This window comes from Mesorhizobium sp. WSM4830, from assembly GCF_055811495.1.
The window spans coordinates 269281-293947 of sequence record NZ_JBVVQI010000002.1 but is presented as its reverse complement, the minus strand read 5'-3'; the positions used below and the strand labels follow the sequence as shown (position 1 = coordinate 293947).

Annotated in this window: 22 protein-coding genes; 11 read left to right on the top strand and 11 right to left on the bottom strand. The window is 63.6% G+C overall.

All coding sequences use genetic code 11. From position 1 onward, the window contains the following. Positions 1 to 189 precede the first annotated feature (189 nt). The 6 genes from AC0L2Y_RS04280 to lepA form a co-directional block, all read right to left on the bottom strand. Positions 190 to 2217, bottom strand: a complete 2028-nt coding sequence (locus AC0L2Y_RS04280) for a hydantoinase/oxoprolinase N-terminal domain-containing protein (RefSeq protein WP_473554041.1) — start codon at positions 2215 to 2217, stop codon at positions 190 to 192. A 169-nt stretch (positions 2218 to 2386) separates the two neighbouring features. After that, positions 2387 to 2758, bottom strand: coding sequence for an endonuclease domain-containing protein (locus AC0L2Y_RS04275; RefSeq protein ID WP_473554039.1), 372 nt, complete (start codon positions 2756 to 2758; stop codon positions 2387 to 2389). A gap of 88 nt (positions 2759 to 2846) precedes the next feature. After that, positions 2847 to 3470 carry a CDGSH iron-sulfur domain-containing protein gene (locus tag AC0L2Y_RS04270; RefSeq protein ID WP_473554038.1) on the bottom strand — a complete coding sequence of 208 codons (624 nt, stop codon included), beginning with the start codon at positions 3468 to 3470 and terminating at the stop codon, positions 2847 to 2849. A 422-nt stretch (positions 3471 to 3892) separates the two neighbouring features. Then, positions 3893 to 4264: a hypothetical protein gene (locus AC0L2Y_RS04265; protein ID WP_473554200.1), complete on the bottom strand. Its 372-nt coding sequence runs from the start codon at positions 4262 to 4264 to the stop codon at positions 3893 to 3895. A gap of 391 nt (positions 4265 to 4655) precedes the next feature. Then, positions 4656 to 5063, bottom strand: a complete 408-nt coding sequence (locus AC0L2Y_RS04260; RefSeq protein ID WP_473554036.1) for a hypothetical protein — start codon at positions 5061 to 5063, stop codon at positions 4656 to 4658. Positions 5064 to 5211: 148 nt separating this feature from the next. Then, positions 5212 to 7017, bottom strand: coding sequence for a translation elongation factor 4 (lepA, locus tag AC0L2Y_RS04255; protein ID WP_473554035.1), 1806 nt, complete (start codon positions 7015 to 7017; stop codon positions 5212 to 5214). A 158-nt stretch (positions 7018 to 7175) separates the two neighbouring features. Between lepA and AC0L2Y_RS04250 the strand changes: the two genes are divergently transcribed. The 4 genes from AC0L2Y_RS04250 to msrA all read left to right on the top strand — a co-directional run bounded on the left by AC0L2Y_RS04250 (position 7176) and on the right by msrA (position 10508). After that, a complete protein-coding gene (locus tag AC0L2Y_RS04250) occupies positions 7176 to 8261 on the top strand; it encodes a TadE/TadG family type IV pilus assembly protein (RefSeq protein WP_473554033.1) in 1086 nt (361 codons plus the stop codon). A gap of 344 nt (positions 8262 to 8605) precedes the next feature. Beyond that, the gene (locus AC0L2Y_RS04245; RefSeq protein ID WP_473554032.1) at positions 8606 to 9316 is read left to right on the top strand and encodes a DUF1223 domain-containing protein; all 711 of its coding nucleotides are present in this window, start codon (positions 8606 to 8608) and stop codon (positions 9314 to 9316) included. Positions 9317 to 9394: 78 nt separating this feature from the next. After that, positions 9395 to 9703 (top strand): hypothetical protein, encoded by a 309-nt coding sequence (locus tag AC0L2Y_RS04240; protein ID WP_473554030.1) that lies wholly within the window; start codon positions 9395 to 9397, stop codon positions 9701 to 9703. A 76-nt stretch (positions 9704 to 9779) separates the two neighbouring features. Then, on the top strand, positions 9780 to 10508 hold the full coding sequence (gene msrA, locus AC0L2Y_RS04235) for a peptide-methionine (S)-S-oxide reductase MsrA (RefSeq protein ID WP_473554029.1): 729 nt from the start codon (positions 9780 to 9782) through the stop codon (positions 10506 to 10508). A 158-nt stretch (positions 10509 to 10666) separates the two neighbouring features. Here the strand turns inward: msrA and AC0L2Y_RS04230 are convergent, their stop codons facing one another. From AC0L2Y_RS04230 to AC0L2Y_RS04220, 3 genes are all read right to left on the bottom strand, one after another. Then, complete coding sequence (locus AC0L2Y_RS04230) at positions 10667 to 13231, bottom strand: mechanosensitive ion channel family protein (RefSeq protein ID WP_473554027.1); 2565 nt, start codon at positions 13229 to 13231, stop codon at positions 10667 to 10669. Positions 13232 to 13333: 102 nt separating this feature from the next. Continuing rightward, positions 13334 to 14338 (bottom strand): cytochrome d ubiquinol oxidase subunit II, encoded by a 1005-nt coding sequence (locus AC0L2Y_RS04225; RefSeq protein WP_473554026.1) that lies wholly within the window; start codon positions 14336 to 14338, stop codon positions 13334 to 13336. Then, the gene (locus tag AC0L2Y_RS04220; RefSeq protein WP_473554024.1) at positions 14335 to 15708 is read right to left on the bottom strand and encodes a cytochrome ubiquinol oxidase subunit I; all 1374 of its coding nucleotides are present in this window, start codon (positions 15706 to 15708) and stop codon (positions 14335 to 14337) included. Before AC0L2Y_RS04220 ends, AC0L2Y_RS04225 begins: the two co-directional genes overlap by 4 nt. A gap of 263 nt (positions 15709 to 15971) precedes the next feature. Here AC0L2Y_RS04220 and AC0L2Y_RS04215 point away from each other — a divergent pair, with 263 nt between their 5' ends. The 4 genes from AC0L2Y_RS04215 (at position 15972) to AC0L2Y_RS04200 (ending at position 18999) form a co-directional block, all read left to right on the top strand. Further along, positions 15972 to 16898 carry an ABC transporter ATP-binding protein gene (locus AC0L2Y_RS04215; RefSeq protein ID WP_352491167.1) on the top strand — a complete coding sequence of 309 codons (927 nt, stop codon included), beginning with the start codon at positions 15972 to 15974 and terminating at the stop codon, positions 16896 to 16898. Positions 16899 to 16912: 14 nt separating this feature from the next. Continuing rightward, positions 16913 to 17674, top strand: coding sequence for an ABC transporter permease (locus tag AC0L2Y_RS04210; protein WP_352451914.1), 762 nt, complete (start codon positions 16913 to 16915; stop codon positions 17672 to 17674). 156 nt (positions 17675 to 17830) lie between these two features. Further along, the gene (locus tag AC0L2Y_RS04205) at positions 17831 to 18322 is read left to right on the top strand and encodes a MarR family winged helix-turn-helix transcriptional regulator (RefSeq protein ID WP_473554023.1); all 492 of its coding nucleotides are present in this window, start codon (positions 17831 to 17833) and stop codon (positions 18320 to 18322) included. Next, the gene (locus AC0L2Y_RS04200) at positions 18319 to 18999 is read left to right on the top strand and encodes a GNAT family N-acetyltransferase (RefSeq protein ID WP_473554021.1); all 681 of its coding nucleotides are present in this window, start codon (positions 18319 to 18321) and stop codon (positions 18997 to 18999) included. The genes AC0L2Y_RS04205 and AC0L2Y_RS04200 overlap by 4 nt, the downstream gene beginning before the upstream one ends. Before the next feature lie 102 nt (positions 19000 to 19101). Here AC0L2Y_RS04200 and AC0L2Y_RS04195 read toward each other — a convergent pair whose 3' ends face one another. Beyond that, complete coding sequence (locus AC0L2Y_RS04195) at positions 19102 to 21108, bottom strand: PhoX family protein (RefSeq protein ID WP_473554020.1); 2007 nt, start codon at positions 21106 to 21108, stop codon at positions 19102 to 19104. A gap of 204 nt (positions 21109 to 21312) precedes the next feature. Here AC0L2Y_RS04195 and AC0L2Y_RS04190 point away from each other — a divergent pair, with 204 nt between their 5' ends. Continuing rightward, positions 21313 to 21651, top strand: coding sequence for a hypothetical protein (locus AC0L2Y_RS04190; RefSeq protein ID WP_023679017.1), 339 nt, complete (start codon positions 21313 to 21315; stop codon positions 21649 to 21651). A gap of 14 nt (positions 21652 to 21665) precedes the next feature. After that, positions 21666 to 22367, top strand: a complete 702-nt coding sequence (locus tag AC0L2Y_RS04185; protein WP_352868458.1) for a phosphatase PAP2 family protein — start codon at positions 21666 to 21668, stop codon at positions 22365 to 22367. A gap of 413 nt (positions 22368 to 22780) precedes the next feature. Here the strand turns inward: AC0L2Y_RS04185 and AC0L2Y_RS04180 are convergent, their stop codons facing one another. Then, positions 22781 to 23641 carry an SMP-30/gluconolactonase/LRE family protein gene (locus tag AC0L2Y_RS04180; RefSeq protein WP_473554018.1) on the bottom strand — a complete coding sequence of 287 codons (861 nt, stop codon included), beginning with the start codon at positions 23639 to 23641 and terminating at the stop codon, positions 22781 to 22783. 115 nt (positions 23642 to 23756) lie between these two features. Here AC0L2Y_RS04180 and AC0L2Y_RS04175 point away from each other — a divergent pair, with 115 nt between their 5' ends. Further along, the gene (locus AC0L2Y_RS04175) at positions 23757 to 24560 is read left to right on the top strand and encodes a helix-turn-helix domain-containing protein (protein ID WP_473554016.1); all 804 of its coding nucleotides are present in this window, start codon (positions 23757 to 23759) and stop codon (positions 24558 to 24560) included. Positions 24561 to 24667 lie beyond the last annotated feature (107 nt).

The following is a 24667-nucleotide window of genomic DNA, read 5'->3' as shown; positions in this document are numbered from 1 at the left end:
TGCCAATCTCCCCCCTTGTGGGGGAGATGCCCGGTAGGGCAGAGGGGGGCGTGAAGGATCGCGGACCTTGTCATTTACGACCAGCCGCAAGTCTGAGGGCACAACAGCAAACGACTGAGAGGTCGGCGGGACAGCGCCCCCCTCTGGCCTGCCGGCCATCTCCCCCACGAGGGGGGAGATCGACTGAACCTACACCGCAATCCTTGGCCGTCCCGACGCCACCGCCACGACATGCGCCTCGATGAACATGCGCTGGCCCTCTACGGTGGAGACGCGGAATTCGCTGGCGATTTCGATCTCGGCGCTGTCGGTGCCGGCGTCCTTCGCCCGCCCGGCGGCGATGGCGCGCACGTCTTTCTCCGCCGCGGCGATCGCCGCCGCCTCGTCGTTGAAATCGCGCACGCTTTCGCCTGAGGCGACGCGGAACAGCCCTTCCTTGGGCTGGCTGACCCGCGCCTCGGCCGATACCCGGACCTGGCCGACGACGGCGCCGAGCGCGTTGGCGACGTCAGTATCCTCGGGCACCACGCATCGATTGCCGACCAGCTCGGCCAGGCCGGCATAATGCAGCGGCGCCGAGGCGCCGAGGCCGATCACCGGACGGTCGAGCGCGACGCTGAGGCGAGCGATGCCAGGATGCGCATCGACGGCGCGCTGGACCAGGGCATGAGCGACGGTCGCGGCGCCATCCAGCCCATCCTCGGCAAAGGCGGTTTCGAGGATGACTTCGGCCGACAGACGGGTCAGCGCGGTCAGCACCCGTTCCGAGATCGCCTCCGGCGAGGCGGCGATGAACTGGCCGCGGCCGTCACGCCTGCGCGCGAACAGCTCGGCACCCAGACGCGCCGCGGCCGGATCCCAATTGGCCTGCCTGCCCAGCACATGCGCGGCGTCCGACGGCGTGAAGCCTGCGATATGCACCAGCCCGCGGGACACCAGCCGGTTCAAGGTGGCGTTCTGGGCATTCGAGGTCAGCAACCTGTCGAGAGCCAGCGGCACGGCACCAATCAGCTCATAGAGTTTCGCCTCTGCGCCGGTCAGGCCGGCCGCCAGCCGCTCCGGCACGCCGGTGCGCACCGCGAGGCGGCCATCCATGCGGCCGGGGTTCGGCGCGCGCAGCTGGCGTTCGAGCTCCGATGTGACGGCGTCGCCATGCATCATGCCGGCCAGCGCCAGCGGCACCAGGCGGCGCGGCCCGAGCAGGATTTTCGGGCTGAGCACGCCGTCCTCCAGCGCCACTTCGGAATCGCCGCCGAGGCCAAAGGTGCGCATGGCGACGGCCTCGACCATGGTGCGGAAGCCGCCGACGGTGGCGCCTTCCGGATCGAGCCGCGGCCGACCCTTGTCGAGCACGGCAACGTCGGTGGTAGTGCCGCCGATGTCGGAGACCACGGCATCGTCGAGGCCGGTCATGTGGCGGGCGCCGACCAGGCTGGCTGCCGGGCCGGACAGGATGGTCTCGATCGGCCGCTGGCGGGCAAAGGCGGCCGAGACCAAGGCGCCGTCGCCGCGCACCACCATCAGCGGCGCGGCGATGTTGCGCGCGGCCAAAAAGCCTTCGGTCGCCGCGACCAGCCGGTCGATCATCGAGATCAGGCGGGCGTTGAGCAAGGTCGTCAGCGCCCGGCGCGGGCCGCCGAGCTTGGCCGAAAGTTCATGGCTGGCGGTGACCGGCAGGCCGGTCCTGTCGCGGATCAGATCGCGGGCGGCAAGCTCATGCGCCGGATTGCGGGTGGCAAAATAGGCGCAGACGGCAAAGCCGGACACCGATTTTTCCAGTTCCGGCAGCGCCGCCTCCAGCCCGGAAAGATCGAGCTTTGCCGCATTGCCGTGCACGTCGTGGCCGCCGGCGCAGAACACCACCGGGTCGGTGCCGAGCGCCGCCCTCAGCCCGTCGCGGGCCAGGTCGCCCTCGGCAAAGCCGATCATCACAAGTGCGACCCGCCCGCCCTGGCCCTCGACCAGCGCATTGGTGGCCAGCGTCGTCGACATCGACACCAGTTTTATCGCAGTCGGGTCGGTGCCGGCCTTTTGCAGGACCGCATCGACCGCGCCCGATATGCCGACCGCCAGGTCGTGGCGGGTGGTCAGCGCCTTGGCCTTGGCCAGCACTTTTCCGCCGGGGCCGCCGGCTTCCGACCACAGCACCGCGTCGGTATAGGTGCCGCCGGTGTCGATGCCGAGGAACAGGGGTGGCGATTTGGTCTTGGCGGTCATATTTGGGTCCGGAGAATTCGTCACCGCCCCTTAGCGGATACCGGCCGATCGATAAAGCCGTGATGGCTGGGCCAAGGGCGATGATCGTGGTGACGGCCAATCTCCCCCCTCGTGGGGGAGATGTCCGGCAGGACAGAGGGGGGCGCTGTCCCGCCGACCTTGCCACGATTTAAGGCATCTCGGCGATTCCAACCGCAATCACAATATGCTGGCAGACGTTGTCGATGTCGCGGAGAATGTCGTCGTTCCAGAAACGCAGGACGGTCCAGCCATCCTGTTCCAGGCGCACTGTCCTTGCTTCGTCTCTGGCAACAGCATCGGCTTCGGTATGCTGGGAGCCGTCGACTTCGACAATCAGCTTCTGCTCCGGGCAAGCGAAATCGACAATGTAACCGGCGATCGGAAGTTGACGCCGGAAGCCAAGTCCCATCAGCCGGTGCGCGCGAAGCTCGTTCCAGAGCTTCAACTCAGCTGATGTCATGACCTTACGCATCGATCGCGCATTTGCGCGGTGTTTTGGAGGCAATTGCGTATGAGGCATTGTACTGCCGAAATTAGCGCTCTACGGCGCCCCCCTCTGTCCTGCCGGACATCTCCCCCACGAGGGGGGAGATTGGCAGCTTTGCCGCCTACCCGACAAACCCCACGCGCTTGTGGCTGCCATCGCAGAACGGCTTGTTGGCGGAATGGCCGCAGCGGCAGAGGAAGGCGCGTTGGGTGCGATCGACCGTGTGGCCGGTGCCGGTGACGATTTCGACATTGCCTTCGAGCTTGAGCGGGCCGTTGGTGGTCGGCGTGACGGTGAGCGGCCCATCCCTCGCTTCCAGCGCCGGCGTATCCTTCAGCGGCGGCTCGCCGGTGGCGGTGAAGCCCGCCTTGGCGTGGCTGCCGTCGCAGAACGGCTTGTTTTCCGAGGCGCCGCAGCGGCACAGCGTGGCGCGGAAAACCGTTTCGCCGCCCAGCACGATCTCGGCATGGACGGCCAGCGGGCCGTTTTCCCTTATGCGCACGGTGTTGACCACCGGCGGCTGTTCCTGCGGCCCGCCATCCTTGCGGACATAGGTGATGGCGCCAGACGGACAGGCTTCGGCGAGCGCCACGATCTTCTCGACGCTGGCCGCCTCGGGGTGGATCCACTGGCCGGGCGCATTGGGCACGAAGACACGCGGATCGCCCAGCACGCAATTGCGCGAATGGATGCACCGGCGCCCGGAAAAGCCGATATCGATCTTCTCGCCTTCGACCACTGCCATGGGTGGGATCTCCTGTCGGACTACGCTATGGCCACGGTCAGGACGACGTCAAGGTAGCATTCTCCCCATCGTGAGGGCCGACCTCGGGTGCGGCGGGGGAGCGAATTCGCTTTTTTGCCGCCGCGCCACATTTTGTTCTTGCTTTGTGCCGGCAGCTATGCTACTAATCTGGGTATGGTGCTAATTGGCTCCAACGACCCGCCCACCGAGGCGGGTTTTTTGTTTTAGTTTTGAGTTCCGGCGTTGCCAGCCTGCACTCGCGGGACGGCCAATCTCCCCCCTCGAGGGGGAGATGGCCGCGCAGCGGCCAGAGGGGGTCGGCACGACCGGACTCGGCCTACTACTGCAGAACAGGTTGGCGCTCTATGCGCGGCCCTGTCGCCTTTGGCGACATCTCCCCCTCAAGGGGGAGATTTGCCACGTCACGGAACCAGATCGATCTCCTCGGTCTCGCCGCCGCTGCAGGTGTAGCAGCAATCGTCGCACTTTTCCGTGTTGCCTGGGCCGACGCCCCAATAGGTGTTCTCGTCACCATCGACCCAGGCGCCGTAGCAGATCGATTCGCCGTCGTTGCAGGACAGCGGGATCGACTTGGTCTCGCCGTCGTTGAGATAATAATCCTGATTGTTGCCCGGCCAGACATGGTCGCGGTCCTGGCTGTAGAGCTCGACGCGCATGGCGTTGGGGTGGCTGTTCCTGATCTCGAAAGTGACATCGCCGGCATGCGCGGCTGGCGCAAACAACGCGGCAAGGCAAAGCGCCGCGCCGGCGCGGCGCGCGAAAGCGTAAGACAACATGATGATTCCCCCCGGAATGAAACGGCCTGCCCGGCCGCACGGAGAACATCGCATGGCGGCGGGATGGGTGGAAGAGGCGATTGCGGCATTTGCGCTGGGAAAGGCGCAGCGTTGCCGAGGAAGACCCGTCTCCGGTTTGCTCCGCAAACCACCTCTCCCCACTCCGTGGGGCGAGGAATGCCAATCGCCGAAGCCTCACAAAGCTTGGGTTCCTCGCCCCCACAAAGTGGGGGAGCCGCGAAGCGGCCGGAGAGGGGGTGGTCCGACCGGACTCAACGGCCTGGCTTCAGCAGCGTCCAGATCCAGCCGATGAATGTGAGAACCAGGAAGGGATATCCGGCAGCGGGCAGCGGCGCCGAGGTCGGCAGCAAAGGCGCGCCCCACAGGATCAGGCCCGCCGAGACGACAAACAGCAAGGCGGCCACGACAGCCGTGAGCCGCATCCACAGCGCGAAAGTTTTCGGCGCGCTGACCATGACCAGCGCCGCCGCCCAAAGCGAGATACCCCGACATAGGAGGGCACGCTGGCCTCAAGCCCCGCCGCATTGCCGGCGAGCAGCAGGCTCTCGCCGGCAAGAAAGGTCAGAAATCCGGCCGCCACCCAGTCATTGCCCAGCCGCTGATACTTCATCGTCAACAGCGCGGTCGCCACCACGAGCGCCACGCCGTCGATCGTCCAGAGCGTTTCGCGAAGGGCGGCGCTCGCCACGAAGGTGCCGGCGAGGCCCAGAGCGCCGCCGATGGCGAGGCCGATCGCGGCGATAACGTCGGAGATAGCAGGGCTGGCGGGACGCATCGAGACCTCCCTTTCCAAGCTCAAGGATACTTCAAGACGGGACGTTCTCCAATGGCGGCCCGCTGCCTAGAGCGAAGGGCATTGGCCGGCGCGTATTTGATCGCATCGGGAGGCGGTTCGGTCAGCTCGAAATCGGGAACGGCCCAGCTCAATCGCCCATCTTCAGCGCCTGAATAAACGCCTCCTGCGGGATATCCACCTTGCCGAACTGGCGCATCCGCTTCTTGCCCTCTTTCTGCTTGTCGAGCAGCTTGCGCTTGCGTGAGACGTCGCCGCCGTAGCATTTGGCGGTGACATCCTTGCGCAGCGCCGAGATGGTTTCGCGGGCGATGACCTTGCCGCCGATCGCCGCCTGGATCGGGATCTTGAACAGATGGTGCGGGATCAGCTCCTTCAGCTTCTCGCACATCTGGCGGCCGCGCTTTTCCGCAGCCGTGCGGTGGACCAGCATTGACAATGCGTCGACCGGCTCCTCATTGACCAGGATCGACATTTTCACCAGGTCGCCCTCGCGATAGTCGGTGAGGTGATAGTCGAAGGAGGCGTAGCCCTTGGAGATCGACTTCAGCCGGTCGTAGAAGTCGAAGACCACCTCGTTGAGCGGCAGATCGTAGATCAGCATGGCGCGCTTGCCGACATAGGACAGGTCGGCCTGGATGCCGCGCCGGTCCTGGCAGAGCTTCAGGATGCCGCCGAGATAGTCGTCCGGGGTCAGGATGGTGGCGCGTATCCACGGCTCCTCGATGGCCTGGATCTTGACCACGTCCGGCATGTCGGCCGGGTTGTGCAGTTCCTTGACCGTGCCGTCGTTCAGCAGCAGGCGGTAGACGACGCTCGGCGCGGTGGCGATGAGGTCGAGGTTGAATTCGCGCTCCAGCCGCTCCTGGATGATTTCAAGATGCAGCAAGCCCAGGAAGCCGCAGCGATAGCCGAAGCCGAGCGCGGCACTGGTTTCCATTTCGAACGAGAAGGACGCGTCGTTGAGGCGCAGCTTGCCGACCGCGGCGCGCAGATCCTCGAAATCGGCGGCGTCGACCGGGAACAGGCCGCAGAACACCACCGGCTGCGCCGGCTTGAAGCCGGGCAGGGCCTGTGCTGTCGGCCGCTTGTCCTCGGTGATGGTGTCGCCGACGCGGGTATCGGCGACTTCCTTGATCGAGCCGGTGAAGAAGCCGAACTCGCCGGGGCCGAGCTCGTCGACATTGATGCGGGCGGGCGTGAAGACGCCGGTGCGTTCGACCAGGTATCTGGCGCCGGTGCCCATCATGCGAATGGTCTGGCCCTTCTTCAGCACGCCGTCGATGATGCGGACCAGCACGATGACACCGAGATAGGCGTCGTACCAGCTATCGACCAGCATCGCCTTCAATGGAGCCGTGATGTCGCCCTCGCGCGGCGGCGGAAGATCGTTGACGATGGCTTCGAGCACGTCGGGAATGCCTAGCCCGGTCTTGGCCGAGATCAGCACGGCGTTGGAGGCGTCGATGCCGATCACCTCCTCGACCTGCTCGCGGATGCGCTCGGGCTCGGCGGCGGGCAGGTCGACCTTGTTCAGCACCACGACGATCTCGTGGTTGTTGTCGATCGCCTGGTAGACATTGGCCAGCGTCTGCGCCTCGACCCCTTGCGAGGCATCGACGACCAGCAGCGAGCCCTCGCAGGCGGCGAGCGAGCGCGACACTTCATAGGCGAAGTCGACATGGCCGGGCGTGTCGATCAGGTTGAGGATATAGTCCTGCCCATTATTGGCGCGGTACTTCAGCCGCACCGTCTGCGCCTTGATGGTGATGCCGCGCTCGCGCTCGATGTCCATGCTATCGAGGACTTGTTCCTTCATATCCCGCGCTTCCAGCCCGCCGGTCGACTGGATCAGCCGGTCGGCAAGCGTGGATTTGCCATGGTCGATATGGGCAACGATGGAGAAGTTGCGGATGTTCTTGATCGGCGTGGTCATGCGGCGCGCTTTAGCAGGGGCACGGTATATCGGCAAGCGGCGGGGCGCGGGTGCGGCGGCGGCGAGGCAAAGTCGTTAAACTTTGATCCATGAGATTAGAGCATAGTTCGCGCCCGGCGTGATAGCCACTGGCCTATCACCGTTTCGGGGGGATCGGAATGCCGCTGTCAGCATGCAAATTTCTCACATCGGTGAGCGGTTCGTTCGCGCCATTGCTCGCCATTTTGCTTATCCCGATGGTTGCCGCATTGGGTTTTTCCATCGACTATACCTCGGCGGTTTCAACCAGGGCATCGATGCAGAACGCCCTCGATGCAGCGTCGCTGTCGATCACGACGCTGGAGACGACCACGTCGTTGGCGGACCGCCAGGTGAAGCTGCAGGAGTCCTACCTGGCCAATGGCGGGCAAGGCACGGCCAAGCTCGACAGCTTCGTCGTCGCCGCCGACGGCGCCGCCAGCATCAAGGCTTCGGCCGGCTTTGCCATGCCGACGAGTTTCATGCAGATCGTCAAGATCAACACGGTGCAGGTCGGTGTCGCGTCGGGAGTGACCAAGAGGCCGGCACTGGTGGAGGCTACGTTCAAGGTCGACAAGATCTCGGGCTGGTGGGACAAGACAGTGACGCTCTACGGCACGAAGTCCGGGGACACGGTGGCCAACAAGCTGATGAGGATCTCCTACGCCTACAACAGGTTTGGCGATCCGAAAGGCTACGGAACGTCCTCTGTGTACACGATCAGCGGAACGACGGAGACGCTGGTCCAGAAACAAGTATGCACGACCACGACGGTGCTCAGCTTCTACGGCTTGCCCACCGGCACAATCACCCAGATCAGCGGCACCAGGAAATACGCAACCACCTGCGTCAACACCATGTATCCCGCGACCGGCGCCGGTGCGGTGATCGACGTGAAGGACATGGACAACCTGTCTCTGGAGATGAAGATACCGAATCCCAATCCTGGTCTTGGCGGCAGCTACCTGGAGACGGGCACGAAAACAACCCTGCGATCGGACGATCCGGTAACCTCCGATCGCTTGTTCATCGACAACGTCAAAACGCTAGCCAACACGACCGTCGACATCTTTACGGCCGTGCCGTGCGGCATCACCAGCAGTCAAGCGTGGGAAGATGGCGGATCACTTACCAACAACACCATAACCGACGCCGATTTTTCTTATTTTGTGACCGGCAAGTGCGCCTTCAACAAGCGCCCTTCGGAGACCGTGCTTACACAATAGACGAGGCGACATCCGATCTCCCCCCGCGTGGGGGAGATGGCCGGCAGGCCAGAGGGGGGCGCTGTCCCGCGGCCCTCGCAATCTGCAAGTCTGGCGACTCGCTTGGCCCGCTGTTGCATTGAGTTGGCGTTACTCGGCGTCCACGTAGGATGACGCTCCGTGGCGCCCCCCTCTGTCCTGCCGGACATCTCCCCCACAAGGGGGGAGATCGGATGTCGCCTCGGCTCTCGCCAATGCGCCAGGACGAAAAACTCGGACTTCTCCTCAATCACGAAGCGGTGATGCTGTAACGAACCGTGTGTCGGCGGCGAAGTGTGGGCATGGAACCGCACAGGAGAACAGCGATGACCGGATCGAAACGCAGCACAGCCCTAATGGGGCTCGCCGCGGCACTGTTTTCGGCGACTGTGCTATCGGCAGCAAGCGCGGCTGCCGGCCAGACGCTGACCGTGGTCGAGCTGTTCACCAGCCAGGGCTGCTCGTCCTGCCCGCCGGCCAACGCCAATCTGATCAAGGTCAAGGACCGGCCCGGCGTGCTGGCGCTGTCCTTCAACGTCACCTACTGGGACTATCTCGGCTGGAAGGACACATTCGGCAAAGAAGAATTCACGCAGCGCCAGGTCCGCTATGAACCGTCGCTCGGCCGTTCCGGCCCGTTCACGCCGCAAGTGGTGGTCAACGGCAAGGCCGATGCGGTCGGCGCCAGGCCAGGCGAGATCGAGCAGCTGATTTCGAGCGGCGGCCACGCCGACGGACCTTCGCTGTCGCTCGCCGGCGGCAAGGTCAGCATCGGCGCCGGCCCGGTGCCCGGCGGCAAGGCCGATGTCTGGCTGGTGCGTTACGGCAAGGGCGTCATCGAGGTGCCGGTGGCGCGCGGCGAAAACACCGGCCGCACGCTGCCGCACGCCAATGTCGTGCATTCGCTGACCAGGCTGGGCAGTTGGACCGGCGACGCCACCGCGCTGCCGCTGCCGGTGACGACGGGCGGCCTCAGCACCGCGGTGCTGGTCCAGGTGCCGGGCGGCGGGCCGATCCTGGCTGCCGCCACGAACTAGAAACCCTCGCGAAATTCCCCCAACGCGCAGCGGCGCCGCCGCATGCCGTCAACCCCTGCCAAACCCAAGGAGATCATCATGACCAATCGTTTGACCAATCGCCCGACCCTGGCGGCCTTCGTACTTTGCTCGACGGCGCTGTTCGCCGGTGGCGCGGCGAGGGCCGAAGATGCGATGAAGCCGGCGATGGCGACAAACGCCATGAAACCGGCAACGGACGCCATGAAACCAGCTGGCGCCATGAAGCCTGATGCGACGGCCACGACTGCGATGAAGGCGACAGATCCGATGAAGGCCGACTGCATGGACAAGGCAGCCGCCGAGACGGACGCCATGAAGAAGGCCGAGGCGACCAAGGCCTGCGATGCCATGGCTCCGGCCAAATAGGCGATGCGCACAGCAATGTGAGAGCCCGGCGGATCTATCCGTCGTATAATCCACACCACATCATGGGAGATCAGACATGACCGCAACCGTGAAACGACCGTCGATTTTCGCAAAAGCAGCGCTTGCCGCGCTCGTCCTCACGGCCGCCGCCGCCGTGTTCTGGCAGACGCCGGCAGTCTCGGCCGAGGACGCGGTGGTGATCCCGCCGCCGGCAATGGACGAGAAGGCCACCGCCGGCACCGAAAAGGCGGTCTTCGCCGGCGGCTGCTTCTGGGGTGTGCAAGGCGTGTTCCAGCACGTCAAGGGCGTCACCAGCGCCGTCTCCGGCTATGCCGGCGGCGACAAGGACACGGCCGTCTATGAAATGGTCGGCACCAGCCGGACGGGCCATGCCGAATCCGTCGAGATCACCTACGAGCCGTCCAAGGTGACCTATGGCCAGCTGCTGCAGGTGTATTTCTCGGTGGCGCACAATCCGACGCAACTGAACTACCAGGGGCCGGACAGCGGCACCCAGTACCGTTCAACGATCTTTGCCGAAAACGACACCCAGAAAAAGATCGCCGAAAGCTACATCGCCCAGCTCGACAAAGCCAAGGTGTTTCCCAAGCCGATCGTGACGACGCTGGAGACCGGTAAGAGCTTCTATCCGGCCGAGGACTATCACCAGGACTTTCTGACGCTCAACCCGACCTATCCCTATATCGTCTACAATGATCTGCCCAAGGTTGAGAATCTGAAGCGGCTGTTCCCCAACCTCTACAGCGAAAAGCCGGTGCTGGTGCTGGCCGCCAACAAGAGCTGAGCTTTTGGGGAGATAATCTCCCCCCTCGAGGGGGAGATGTCGCCGAAGGCGACAGAGGGGGTCGGTTCGGTTGGCGCGACGCGGCCGGCATCCCGAGGAAAGACGAAGTTGGCGCTCCACGCGCGGCGACCCCCTCTGGCCTGCCGGCCATCTCCCCCTCAAGGGGGGAGATTACTACCCCCCTTTTTCCAGGGCAGGCTCCAGCGCACTTTCTCCAGCGTCGCCTTTGCCTCGGCCGAGTCCGGGTCGGGCTCTGTCCCGCGATAATGCGCCGAGCCTTCAGGCGGATAGGCAAGCGTGTTGTTGAGGGCGAATTTATCGATCTGGCTGAAGTCGGGGAAAGGCAGATTTTGCGCCTCGCGCCAATCGCTGACCCTTTTCTCCGCGGCGATGCGTTTTTCGTCGTCGACCGGAAGGTCGGTGGCTCTGTATTCCAGTGACGAAGGGAAGGCGAACTGCGCGCCGGCATCATCCATGATGTTGATCATGGACAGCAGGATGTCCTCGCGGATGGCTTGAAATTCGGCCACGTCGGCGGTTTTCACGTAGGTGAACACGTCGATGTCGAGCGAATAGGCGCCGAAGCCGGCAAAGCGCACGCGGCAGGGATCGTCGATGACGCGCGGATGGGCGATCAGCAGCCTGCGCAGCTCGGCCAGGACGTAACGCAGCTGATCGGGCGTCGTCTCGTAGCGCAGCTGCAGCGTCGTCGCGAACCGGGTGCGGTCGCGATGCGCGTAGTTCTCGATCTGCATGCCGGCGAAATCCGAGTTCGGCACCGAGATGATCGTGCGGTCGAGCGACCTGATGCGGGTGGAGCGCATGCCGATATGCTCGATCGTGCCGGACTGGTCGCCGAACTTGCAGAAGTCGCCAACGCTGACCGGCCGGTCGGCATAAAGCGTCAGGCCGGAGAGGAAGTTCTGCAGCGTCGGCTGCGCCGCCAGCGCTACCGCCAGACCGCCGATGCCGAGACCGGCGATGACGCCTTCGTAGGGGATGGCGAGCACTTCGGCCAGCAGCAGGAAGGCGACGACCAGCACGGCGACGCGCGCCACGCCGGTGGACAGCGAAATCAGCGTGTCGTGATAGCCGGGCACCTGCCACAGCCCGCCATAATGGTCGGCGACCTTGCCGATCAGGTGCCAGACCACCGGCACGGCGCCGATCACGATCAGGCTCCAGGCGATTGCCTTGACCGGAGCGGCGACCACTTGCGGCAGACCGAGCGGGCGCAGCGTCAACAGCAGGAAGAAGCCAAGCACGATCGAGCGCACCGCCCATTCGACAATGCGGAAGAAGGCCGGGCTGTCCGTCCTTCGCACAAACAAGGAAATCAGCGCATTGGCGATGAAGCCGAAGACGATGCCGGCCAGTACGGCAAGGCCGAGCATCCACCATTGCCAGTGCTCCATCGGGCCGGCGCGGGTGAGCAGGCCGGGGCTGATCTCGCGGGCGAGGCCACGGGCGATGAAGAACGGGTCGGTGCTGGCGAAGGCGGCGAATTCCGGCGCCACCGGCACGTCTTCGACATCGGCGTAGAGCGCGCGGATGTGGGCGAGCGTCTCGGGCGTAAACTGCCAGATCTTGCGCTTGCCGGTGCCGTCGGGGTCGGTCTCGACCGGACCGATGACGATGTTGCCGGCGGGATGCTCGAAATAGACGAAGGGGGTGTTGCTCTTCGGGTCGTCGGGGATCTCCTGCCAATAGACATAGCCGATGCGGTCGATGACCTTTTTGAGATAGCGCTCGAGCAGGAACGCCTCGTCGCCGCGCACCGCCTGACTATAGTTGCGCAGGTCGAGCGCCGCCTGTGCCGGGTCGCCGGCTTCGGTGAGGCCGCTCAACAGTACCTTGAACGTATCGCGCGGCGAGGCGAGCATGCTCGGATCGTCGACCATGTCGACGGCTTCGCCATGCGCTTCCTGGAATTCGGCGAGCTTGGCCTGAAGCTGGGCAAGTGGCGGCCCGACGATAAACCAGTCGCCATTCTTGCGGCGAAAAGTGACGTCGAAGGCGACCCTGGTGCCGTATTGCGGCAGCGTCGCCGTCACCTCGTCGCCGGCGATGTTGTCATGCGGCAGGCTCCAAAGACGGAACGTCGCGTTGTCGATGACGGTGAACAGGAGCTTGGTATAATCGGGCATGTTGAGGCCGCCGCGGTCGGCCTTGGTGACGTCGACGAGACCTGCTGCCAGACCGGCAAGACCCATGCCGCCGCCGGTGGCGCGCGGCACGTTGTCGGCGCCGCTCTCGTTCATCGTCTGCAGGAACGAGCGCATGGTGCTCATCGGGCTCGACTGGTCGACACGGACGTCCTCGACGGCGCTGACACGCACCCCTGTCCACCATTCGGCGGTGGCGGCATCGAAACGACCCATGAAGCTGCCGCCGTCGGGCGACTGAACGAAGGTGAAGGCGCCCTGGCGGTCGCCTTCGAACCAGTGGCCGACAAGCTTGTCGCCTTCGGCCTTGGCCTCGATACGGCCGTTATAAAGCGGGTACACGCCCTTTATGTCGGTGCCGGTCTGCTCGAACTTGATCTGGGCGCCGCCGCCGCGCCACTTCGTGTCCCACACGCCCGCCCAGTTGGCCGCGTCCTGGGCATGCGCCTGCGGCATGGCCGGCAGCAGGCCGGCAAGCGCGAGTGCGCCGATCAGCGCGACCGTACGGATCAGCAAAAGCAGCAGCCGGTCCTGTGCTGCCGCAGAAAAGGGGTTCATTCTGTTGCCCTTCTTCTTGCCGGCGATTCTGCTGGGCCGGCCAGAGAAGGTTATTCCGCTTGAAGATGAATATTCTGTTTCAGGCGGCGACGGCGATGCCGGTCAGTCATAGGTCAGATCCGTCGCCTTGCCGGCGAACACTCGGTAGGCAAAGAACGAATAGAAGATGATGATCGGCAGCACGACGACCGTGCCGACCAGGATGACGGCCAGGCTTTCGGGTGCCGAAGCAGCCTGCCAGATGGTCAGCCGGTCGGGTACCACGAAGGGGTAGAACGACCAGGCGAGCCCGGCAAAACCGAGCGTGAAGATCGCAGCCAATGTCAGGAACGGGAGCAGCGCGTGGCGGTCGCCGGGTTTCGGCAGATGGAAGGTCTGGCGCCATAGCCACAGGAACAGCACTGCCGACAGGATCGGCAACGGCGAGAGGTAGAGCATGGCTGGCCAGACGAACCATTTGTCGAAGATGCGCGCGCTGGCAAAGGGCGTGGCCAGCGATACCGCGACCATGCCGAGCGCGGTCAGCACCAGCGCCGTGCGCAGCCACAGCACCGCCTTCCTCTGCAGGTCGCCTTCCGTCTTGTAGATGACCCAGGCCGCGCCCATCGCCGCGTAGGCCGCGGCAAGGCAGAGCGCCACCAGCGCCCCGAAAGCGACGCCGCCAGGACCGACGTCGAGGCCGAGCACATAGACGCCGAGCATGTAACCCTGCGCCAGCGACGCGATGACCGAGCCGAGGAAAAAGATGCGGTTCCAGCGATGTTTCCTGCCGGCCGGCACCTTGGCGCGGAAATCGAAGGCGACGCCGCGCAGGATCAAGCCGACCAGCAGAACGAAGACCGGAATGTAGAGCGCCGTCAGGATGGTGCCGTGCGCCAATGGGAAGGCGACCAGCAGCAGGCCGACCGCCAGCACCAGCCAGGTCTCGTTGGCGTCCCAGAACGGGCCGATGGCGGCGATCATCGTATCCTGTTCGGTGTCTTCGGCTGCGGCGAACAGGATGCCGATGCCGAGATCGAAGCCGTCGAGGATGACGTAGATCAGGATGGCGAGGCCCATCAGCCCGGCAAAGATCAGAGGCAGCAAGGTCGGCCAGTCGAAGCTCATGATGTTTCTCCCGGTTGCGCAACCGGCTGCGACAGCGGCCTGTCCATGACGCCCGGCAGCGGCGAGGTGTCACCATCCTTCGCCGCCTTCAATGCCAGATGCACCAGCACGCCGAGATAGGCGATCAGCAGCAGCACATAGAGGATGAGATAGACCGCCAGCGACAGCGCGACATGGCTGCCGGCGACCGGGCCGACAGCATCGGCGGTACGCAGCACGCCGGTGACCAGCCAGGGCTGGCGGCCGATCTCGGTGGTGTACCAGCCCGCCAGCGTCGCCAGCCAGCCGGACAGCGCCATCGGCACCATGACAAGCGCCAGCGGCTTGGGGAGGCTATGGCGGCGCTTGAGGAAGAAGGCGGCCGACCATGAGACGGCGAGCATCAAGAGCCCGGTACCGACCATGATGCGAAAGCCCCAGAACACTGGAAACACCGGAGGATGGTTGCCGACATAATCGTTCAGCCCTGGCACGACGCCGCCGGCGCTGTGCCTGAGGATAAGGCTGGCGCCGTCGGGAATGGCGAGCTCGAACCTGTTCTCCCTGGCCGCTTCATCGGGAAGCGCAAACAGCACCAGCGGCACGTTGGGACCGGTGTTCCAGTTGGCCTCCATCGCGGCGATCTTCTGCGGCTGATGTTCCAGCGTGTTGAGGCCGTGCTGGTCGCCGGCGAATATCTGGATCGGGATCAGGATCGCGGCGGTGAAGACGCCGGTGCGCAAGGCTTTCCACATCGATTCCGAGCGATCGCCGTAGAGATAGCGCAGCGCCGACAGGCCGGCGATCAGGAACGAGACGGTCAGCCCCGAAGCAAGCAGCATATGGACGAGCCGGTAGGGCATGGACGGATTGAAGACAACGGCCCACCAGTCGGTGGCGTGCGCCACACCATCGCGCATTTCGAAACCGGCCGGCGTCTGCATCCACGAATTAAGCGCGATGATCCAGAAGGCGGACAAGGTGGTGCCGCCGGCCACCAGCACCGTCGCCAGTGTATGGACGCGGTTCGAGACGCGACGGAAGCCGAACAGCATGATGCCGAGGAACGCTGCCTCGAGGAAAAAGGCGGTCAGGATCTCGTAGGCCAGCAGCGGGCCGGCAATGTTGCCGACCGTCTCCATATAGCCCGGCCAGTTGGTGCCGAATTGAAAACTCATGGTGACGCCGGAAACCACGCCCATGGCGAAGGACAGCGCGAATACCTTAACCCAGGTGAAATAAGCGCGCATCCAGGCCGAATCGCCCGTCGCGTTGTAGCGGAGCTTGAAGAACAGCAGCACCCAGCCGAGCGCTATGGTGATCGCCGGGAACAGGATGTGGAACGAGATGTTCGCGCCGAACTGTATGCGCGACAGAATGAGCGGGTCCATGGCGGCTCCGGCTGCTGCTTGTTTGTACAAGGATAGGCTTCATGCACCGGACGGTCAAAGCGGCGTCGCGCCGCGAGGCGGAACGCCGCAGTGCCGGTTAATCTGCTTTTGCGTGGAATTTTGCTGGACGACCGGGCGGGTGTTGCCTATCCCGGCGAACCTCGATGTCCAGAACTGTCAGGAGCGCCATTGACTTCCGGATTTGCGAACCGACATTCAGCGGATTAAATCAACAACTCTGTTTCAAGCAGCCGTTTTCAGCCATGCAGCCGATCATCTCGATTTCCGGGGTCACCAAGACCTACGCCACCGGCTTCAAGGCGCTGAAGGAGATCAATCTCGACATCGTGCGCGGCGAGATCTTTGCGCTGCTCGGGCCGAATGGCGCCGGCAAGACAACGCTGATCTCGATCGTCTGCGGCATCGTCAACCGGTCGTCGGGCAGCGTCACCGTCGACGGCCATGACATCAACCGCGACTACCGCGCCGCGCGCAGCCTGATCGGGCTGGTGCCGCAGGAACTGACCATCGACGCCTTCGAGAGCGTATGGGCGACGGTCAATTACAGCCGCGGGCTGTTCGGCAAGCCGGCGGACAAGGCGTTCGTCGAAAAGGTGCTGCGCGACCTGTCGCTCTGGGACAAGAAGGACGCCAAGGCGATCACGCTGTCCGGCGGCATGAAGCGCCGGCTGATGATCGCCAAGGCGTTGTCGCACGAGCCGCGCATCCTGTTCCTCGACGAACCGACGGCAGGCGTCGATGTCGAGCTGCGCCAGGACATGTGGGCGATGGTGCGCCGGCTGCGCGAAGACGGTGTCACCATCATCCTGACCACGCATTACATCGAAGAAGCCGAGGCGATGGCCGATCGCGTAGGCGTCATCAACCGCGGCGAGATCGTGCTGGTGGAGGACAAGGCCGAGCTGATGCGCAAGCTTGGCCGCAAACGGCTTGTACTGGAACTGCGCAGTCCCCTGGCCACTGTTCCCGACGCTTTTTCGAGCTATGCGCTGGAGCTTTCGCCGGATGGCGGACAGCTGACCTATACTTATGACAACCAGAGCGAACGGCCGGGCGTCGCCTCGCTGATCCGCGAGCTCGAGGCGGCCGGCATCCAGTTCCGCGACATCGATACGGAAAACAGCTCGCTCGAGGAGATCTTCGTCAATCTGGTGAGGAAACCGGCATGAATCCGCGCGCGGCCATGAATCTTCATGCGGTATGGGCGATCTATCGGGTGGAGATGGCGCGCGCCCTTCGCACGGTGCTGCAAAGCATCGTTTCACCGGTCATTTCGACGTCACTCTATTTCGTCGTCTTCGGCTCGGCCATCGGCTCGCGCATCACCGAGATCGACGGCATCAGCTACGGTGCCTTCATCGTGCCGGGGCTGATCATGCTGTCGCTGCTGACGCAGTCGATCTCCAACGCCTCTTTCGCCATCTATTTTCCGAAATTCGTCGGCTCGATCTACGAATTGCTGTCGGCGCCGGTGTCCTATCTGGAGATCGTCATCGCCTATGTCGGGGGCGCGGCGACAAAGTCGATCGTGCTTGGCCTGATCATCCTGGCGACGGCCTCGCTGTTCGTGCCGCTGACGATCGAGCATCCGTTCTGGATGCTTGCCTTCCTGGTGCTGACGGCGGTGACCTTCAGCCTGTTCGGCTTCATCATCGGCATCTGGGCGAAGAGCTTCGAGCAACTGCAGCTGGTACCGCTGCTGATCATCACGCCGCTGACCTTCCTCGGCGGCAGCTTCTATTCGATCAACATGCTGCCCGGCATCTGGCGCACGGTGACGCTGTTCAACCCGGTGGTCTACCTGGTCAGCGGTTTCCGCTGGAGCTTCTACGGCAAGTCCGACGTTTCGGTCGGCGTCAGCCTCGGCATGACGGTGGTCTTCCTGCTCATCTGCATAGCGATCGTCGCCTGGATATTCAGGACCGGCTACCGGCTGCGCAACTGATCGACTGGCCTTGTCCCGGCGAAGCCGCCTTATCGATCGACCTTTCCTCGCCGAAGGCGATGTAGGCCCGTGGCCCCGAGCCGGAGCTTGAATGCTCGATCTTGCTTTTTATGCGTTGTTATATATCATGTTATAGATTTTGAGGTGAAGCGACCTGTGGAAGACGTCATACGTTCGCTTGGCTTCCTATGCCTGGGTAGCAGGTTGAGGCGTATAGGCGAGCAACTGCAAGCGGAGGCGCAGCGCCTGCTCGACCGGCTGGATGTTCCGGTTCAGGCGAGCCAGTACCCGCTGCTGGCTGCGCTCGACAGGCTGGGTCCGCTGTCTGTCGGGGAACTGGCGCAATGCCTTGGCATCGCGCAGCCAGGCGTAACGCGAAGCGTCTCGCTTCTGTCCGAATTGGGACTGCTCGAGGTCAGTCCGTCGACCGATGACCAGCGGCGCAGGATTGTCTCGCTCACTCGGGACGGCCGGCGACTGGTCGATGTCGCAAAGCGCGACGTCTGGCCTTGCATCGAGAACGCCGTCGCGGATTTGTGCGCGGATCTTTCGGGGCCGCTTCTTGAGCAGCTGGCTGCCATCGAGGACGGCCTCGCCGCGGCCCCTCTCGACCGTCGTGTAAAAAAGCCTGAGGGTGCCGCGCAATGAGACATCTGCTTGACCGCCCTGTCTGGAGCGCGCTTCAGACGCGACATTCGGCGTTCGCGCAAGGTAATGACCTCGCCAGGCGATACCGGCCATCGATTGTTCCTTTCGCCGCCACTGGGGCGGACGATCCGGAAAGCCTGCGGGCGCTCGAAAAGCTTGTCTCCCCGGGCGAGAGTGTGATCCTGCTTCAAGCGGACGCCATTGCTCTGCCAACGGGGCTTTCCGCGACTTCGGCCGCAGCCGGAGTTCAGATGATCGCCGAGCAGCCATTGCAGATCGTCTCCGACCCGCGCGTGCATCGTCTGACCCGAGACGATGCCGCTGAGATGCTCGCCCTGGCATTGCTCACCAAGCCTGGCCCATTCACGCTTGAAGCCTTGAGCCTGGGCGATTTTTGGGGTGTGAAAATCGAGGGCAGGCTTGCGGCAATGGCCGGCGAGCGCATGAAGCAGCCTGGCTATACCGAACTCAGCGGCGTGTGCTCACATCCGGAATTTCGCGGCGGTGGCCTGGGCAAGCTGCTGTCCCTGTTCGTGGCAAACCGGATAGTGGCGCGCGGCGAAATTCCCTATCTCCACGCCTATGCCAGCAACGCCGCGGCCATTAGACTATACGAGTCCATTGGCTTCAGGTTGCGAAGCACAATGAATGTGGCCGTGGTTCAGCGCACCGAATGATTAGCCGGCGCATGATGCGCAGCATGGATGCATCCGTATCAGGAAAGGAAGGATTTCGTATCGCCGAAATCCTTCCTTGAGACTGCAAGACCTTGCTGCGTGTCAGACCGCGATCTTGCCGCCGTCTTGCCTGGTAATGGCAACGATCGACGGACGCACCGGCATGTCCGGCTTGAAGTCGGGCCAGCGGGTCGACAAATCCTCATAATAGGACGGACGGCCGAAAGCCTCCCAGTCCTCGCCGCCGTCGCCCGGATGCTGGACGGCAACGAAGGCGGTCTGGTCGTCCGGCGCAAACAAGGGACCGCACATTTCGGCGCCGATCGGCACGCGGAAGAACAGCTTTGATGTCGCCCGCGCCGGCCCTTCCGTATCGACAGCCCACAGACCATCGGTGCGGCCGGTGGCTTTCGGGCCTTGGCCGTCGGTAGCGACCCAGAGGCGGCCGGCCGAATCGACCGCGCAATTGTCCGGCATGCCGAACCAGCCATTGGCGGTGGTTGCGGTCGAGAAGGTGGCGCCGACAGCGGCAACCGAGGGGTCACCGCATTTCAGCAGGATTTCCCACCTGCCCTTTGTCGCGGTGAAATCACCGCCGTCCTCGACGATCTCGATGATGTGGCCAAAGGCATTTTCGGCACGCGGGTTGACGGCGTCGACCTGATCGGCCTTGCGCTTCGAATTGTTGGTCAGCATGACATAGACCTTGCCGTTGGTGGCATTGGGCTGGATGTCTTCCGGGCGGTCCATCTTGGTGGCGCCGAGCAGGTCGGCGGCGCGGCGCGTTTCGATCAGCACGTCGGCCTGACTGGCAAAGCCGTTCTCCGCCGTCAGCGGCCCTTGGCCGAAGACGATCGGCAGCCATTCGACCGAACCGTCGTCGGCAAACTTGGCGACATGCAAGGTGCCGTCGTCGAGCAAATCCATGTTGGCGGCGCGATCGTCCGGGTTGAACTTGCCTGTGGTGACGAACTTATAGACATAGTCGAAGCGCTCGTCGTCGCCGAGATAGAAGACGACACGGCCGTCCTTGGCGACGATCGATTCGGCGCCCTCATGTTTGAAGCGCCCCATCGCGGTGCGCTTCCTCGGCGCCGAAGTCGGATCCTGGACGTCGACCTCGACGATCCAGCCGAAGCGGTTCGGCTCGTTCGGCTCCTTGCCGATGTCGAAACGGTCGTAATGCGCAGCCCATTCATAGGCACCTTCGGGAATGCCGAGGCGCTTGTAATTGGCGGCTTCCTTATGGCCCTGCGGCAGCTCGCCCGAGAAATAGCCGTGGATGTTCTCCTCGGCCATGACATAGGTGCCCCATGGCGTGACGCCGCCGGCACAATTGTTGACGGTGCCGATGACCTTCGTGCCGGTCGGATCGGCGCTGGTCTTGACGCGGTCGTGGCCGGCGACGGGGCCGGAGAGCGCAATCTCGGTATTGGAGGTGATGCGGCGGTTCAGCTTGCCGTTGCGAAAGACCTGCCATTTGCCTGATACCTTGCGGATCTCGACGATGGTGCCGCCATGCGCGGTCATCTCGACGTCGACTTGTTCCTTGCTGAGGGGCGCCTGCTTGGCCTTGCCATCGACGATGGTGACGAGGCCCGGAAACATCAGGTGCGGATTGGTGTATTCGTGGTTGACGACCAGCAGGCCGTGCTCGGCCGAGCCGTCGATCGGGATATAACCGACATAGTCGTTGTTGTAGCCGAATTGTCTGGCCTGGGCTTCTGCCGACTGTTTTGTCGGATCGAATTCGGGCGAATCGGCGAACAGCGGGTCGCCCCAGCGCAGCAGCACGTCGGCGTCATAGCCGGGTGCGACGTGATGCTTGTCGTCGATGCCGGCCTCGAGCTCGTCGAAAGCGAAGGCGGAGCCTTCGGCGGCGCGGGCGTTGTCGACGGTGATCAGCGCCAGCGGCCTGACGGTAGCGGCTATGGCCGAGACGGCAAGCGAGCCCTTGAGGAAGCCGCGGCGCGAGAACCGCGCGGCGATGATCTCACCCATCGTGCGGTTGTCGGTGGGATTGGCTCCTGGCCCATCGTTTTCCTCGAGCAGGCTGGTGCGGAAATGAGCGTCAGGGATGCGATGTTCGGTCGAGCGCTGTTCAGTCATGGGGGGCCTGCCTCTGGCTGGATAGATTGCTGGAGCGTGTTGCCTGGCCAGTCCGGTATCGCCGGCAGGTCACAGTTTGATGACATGCCGGCTAATTGCCACCTGCGATTTCGTATCCAGCATCAGCCCCGCTTGACCGCGACCGGCGCTTCGGAAACAAGAGCTGCGGCAGGCGCGTAGGGACCGCATCGGGAGGAACAAAGAGTGAGTTTCTGGGGACTTGGGCAGCTCTGCGTTTCGACGGTGATCTTCCTGCTGGCGGCGATGGCTGCAAAACAGTGGGGGCTGGCGCCGAGCCTCGGCAAGATCGTGCTGACGTTGGCGCTCTATTCGCTCGGCAATCTGATCATGCTGAGGCTGATCCGTGAATTCGGCATGTCGGTGTCGTTCAGCCTGTCGGCGGTGATCCAGCTGGTGTCGGTGAATGTGGTGGCGCTGGTCTTCTTCGGCGAGCGCGTCAATGCGTTACAGGCAACCGGCATCGTGCTTGCCATCGCAGCGGTGGCGCTGATCACGCTCGGGCCCTATCTGCAGAGGCTGTAACTGCGATCGGGCCGATGAAGAAGGTTGCAAGCAGACTGCGCAACTGGCTGGAGTTCCCGGTTCTGCTGGCCGGGCTGGTCATTGCCGGCGGGCTGTGGGGGTTCGAGGAGCTGATGGAGATGGCGCGGGCCACCACGCCGCATGCCTTCGATACCGAAATCCTGCTTGCCTTCCGCAAGGCCGGCCAGCCCGACAATCCGATCGGACCAGCGTGGCTGGAAGGAGCGATGCGCGACATCACCAGCCTCGGCAGCGCCAGCGTGCTGGTGCTGATTACGGCAGCAATGATCGTCTATCTGCTCCTTATCCGCAGGCCAGGCGCGGCGCTTCTCATGTTCGTCGCGGTAGCGGGCGGCCAGCTCCTGTCGAGCGTGCTGAAATTCGATATCGACCGGCCGCGCCCCGACCTGGTCTCGCATCTCGCCGATGTGGCATCGCTTTCGTTCCCGAGCGGCCACGCCATGCTGTCGGCGGTGACATATTTGACGCTGGGCAGCATGGCGGCGCGGTTTTTGCCCGGGCGGACAACGAAGATCTATGTGCTCGGGCTGGCGGTGCTGACGACGGTGGTGGTCGGCATCAGCCGCATCTATCTCGGCGTCCACTGGCCGTCCGACGTATTGGCCGGCTGGTGCGCCGGCTTTGCCTGGGCGATGCTATGCTGGCTTGCGGCACGGTTCCTGCAGCGATGGCTTGGGCGGGCCGACGGCACCTGACTCATGTCAGTGCTTTTGCGGTCAAATCAGCCTGTTGATCAGGCCATGGCCGCAGCCTGCCAACAGGCAAACCATCGACAGCAAGGCTGTCGAGGTCGCCATCGCTTTGAATATCTTCACCTGCTTATCCTTTTTGAAGTCGTGCCTGTGAAATCGGTGCCGCAATGGATGTTCCGCCAAACGATGCCGAGGTTTGTAGCATGACAGCGCATCGGCTGGCAAAGAGTGCTGCATGTTTCAAGTATGCAAGATGATTCTTGAACCATCATAATAATCAGGCGCTTCACCGCAGACACGCCGCATGCTGATCAACCACGGCGTCAAGCGGCCGCTGGTGACTTATGCCGCCTCGATCACGGATGCGCGGGCGCAGTTGAAGAAAGCCGCGCCCGCCGCCTGAGCCGATGGCTGGCTTAGTCGAGGCCCAACGCTGCGACTTCGCCCTCATTCATCAGCGGCACGAAGAGGGTCGACCTGCCGTCGGTGCCGATGTCGGCGCTGCCCGGCTTGAACGTCGCAACCACCTGCGGCGTGCCGCCGGCTTTGTAGCGGTAGAGCGTGCCGGTCATATACGCGGTGGCGTAGACGCTGCCGCCGATGACAACGACGCCATCGAGGTTGGCGAATTTTTCCGCGCCGGGCAGTGGCGCAATTGCCTTGGTGGCGAGATCAACCGAGAGCAGGCCGCCCGGCTCCGCGGTGCTGAAGTCGGGCTTGATGCCCTTGCCCCACGAAGCGACGATCAGCCGGCCGCCATCGGCGAAGATGCCATTCGGCGAAGCAAGCGCCGCATCCCTGACGAACAGTTCCGGCCGGTCGCCGTCGATACGATAGATCGTGTCGGCAAGCATGTCCGTGACGTAGACCTTGCCGGACGCGTCGGCGGTCATGTCGTTGAGGAAGACGGCGTTCGGCACGTCGATCGTCGATGTTAGCTTGCCGCTTGCGAGATCGACGACGCGCACATGGGTGATATCGGCGACGTAGAGTTTGCCGTCGGCAATCGCCATGCCCTTGGGCGCGTCCATGCCGTCGGTCCAATGTTTCGTAACCATCTTGCCGTCCATCGACAGGACCGACAGATATCCATTGCCGTCGGCGTCGCCGGGATTGCCAACGATATTCGAGATGATGATGCGTTGGCCGGCGGCATCGAACAGGGCCGATTCCGGTTGCTCGAGGCCGCCGGCGCGCCAGAGTTCAGCGGCCTGAACTGCCGGCGCAGCCGCGATGCCGACGATAGCGAGAAGTATCGGTGTGAAGAGGCTCTTCATGGCTAGTCTCCTGTAATGGACTGGCGGAGAGCTAGGCCTTTCGATACTTTTCGGGAAGATGTATCAGGACTAGTACCGAAGGCTGATACCAAATCGCGCAACAGAGGTGCATCCCATGAACGGCCTGATCTTCGAAGCGCTCAAGCGGACGCTTAAGGCCAAGGGCGTGACCTATCGCGTCCTTGCCGAGCGGATGGGCGTTTCCGAGCCTACGGTGAAACGCATCTTTCATGAGCGCAACTGCAAGCTCGACCGGCTGATGGAGATCTGCACTGCCGCCGGCGTGGAGTTGGAGAACCTGCTCGGCTCAATGAACAGAGGACCGGGACCTGCCAACCAGATCGCGCCGGAGATCGAGCGCAAGCTCGCCGGGCGGCCGGCACTGCTGTTCGTCTTCGTCATGCTTTCCGAGAAATTCACGCCCGAAGGTATCATGCGCTCACAAGGACTGAGCGAGGCTTCGATGTTCCTCTATCTGCGCGACCTCGAGGAACTCGGCCTGGTCGCGCTCGGTCGCGGCCTGTCGGCAAGGCTGCTGGTCGAGGCGCCGATCCAGTGGAATTTCGACGGGCCATTGCGGCCGCTGTTCGAGATGACCAACAAGAATTTTATCGGCTGGGCCATCACCCATCTTGAGCGCGAGTCGACGTTCGTCAGCTTCTCCAGGCGGATGCGGCCGGAAACGGCGGAGATGGTCAGGCGCGAGGCGGAGGAATTGGCGGAGCGCGCCAAATTGCTTGCTCATCACGACCAGCACACGACGCCCGAAGACGGGCTGGTCGGCTACAAATGGACGTTTGCGTTCGGCGCAACGCCGTTCCCGGTGATCATGCCAATCGGGCCGCATCCGCGCGACGCAGGCGCGCGGACGGACGATCGAGTTACGGCCGCCGCAAACGGACGGCGTCTGCCGGCCTAGGTCAAGATGCAGAACGACCGGGCTGTTGGCGGCAGCCAGTCTGACTGAGCTTCTTACTCCTGAGTATCGGCCGCAAACCGGTTGTCAGAGCGTCCCATGCCCAAACA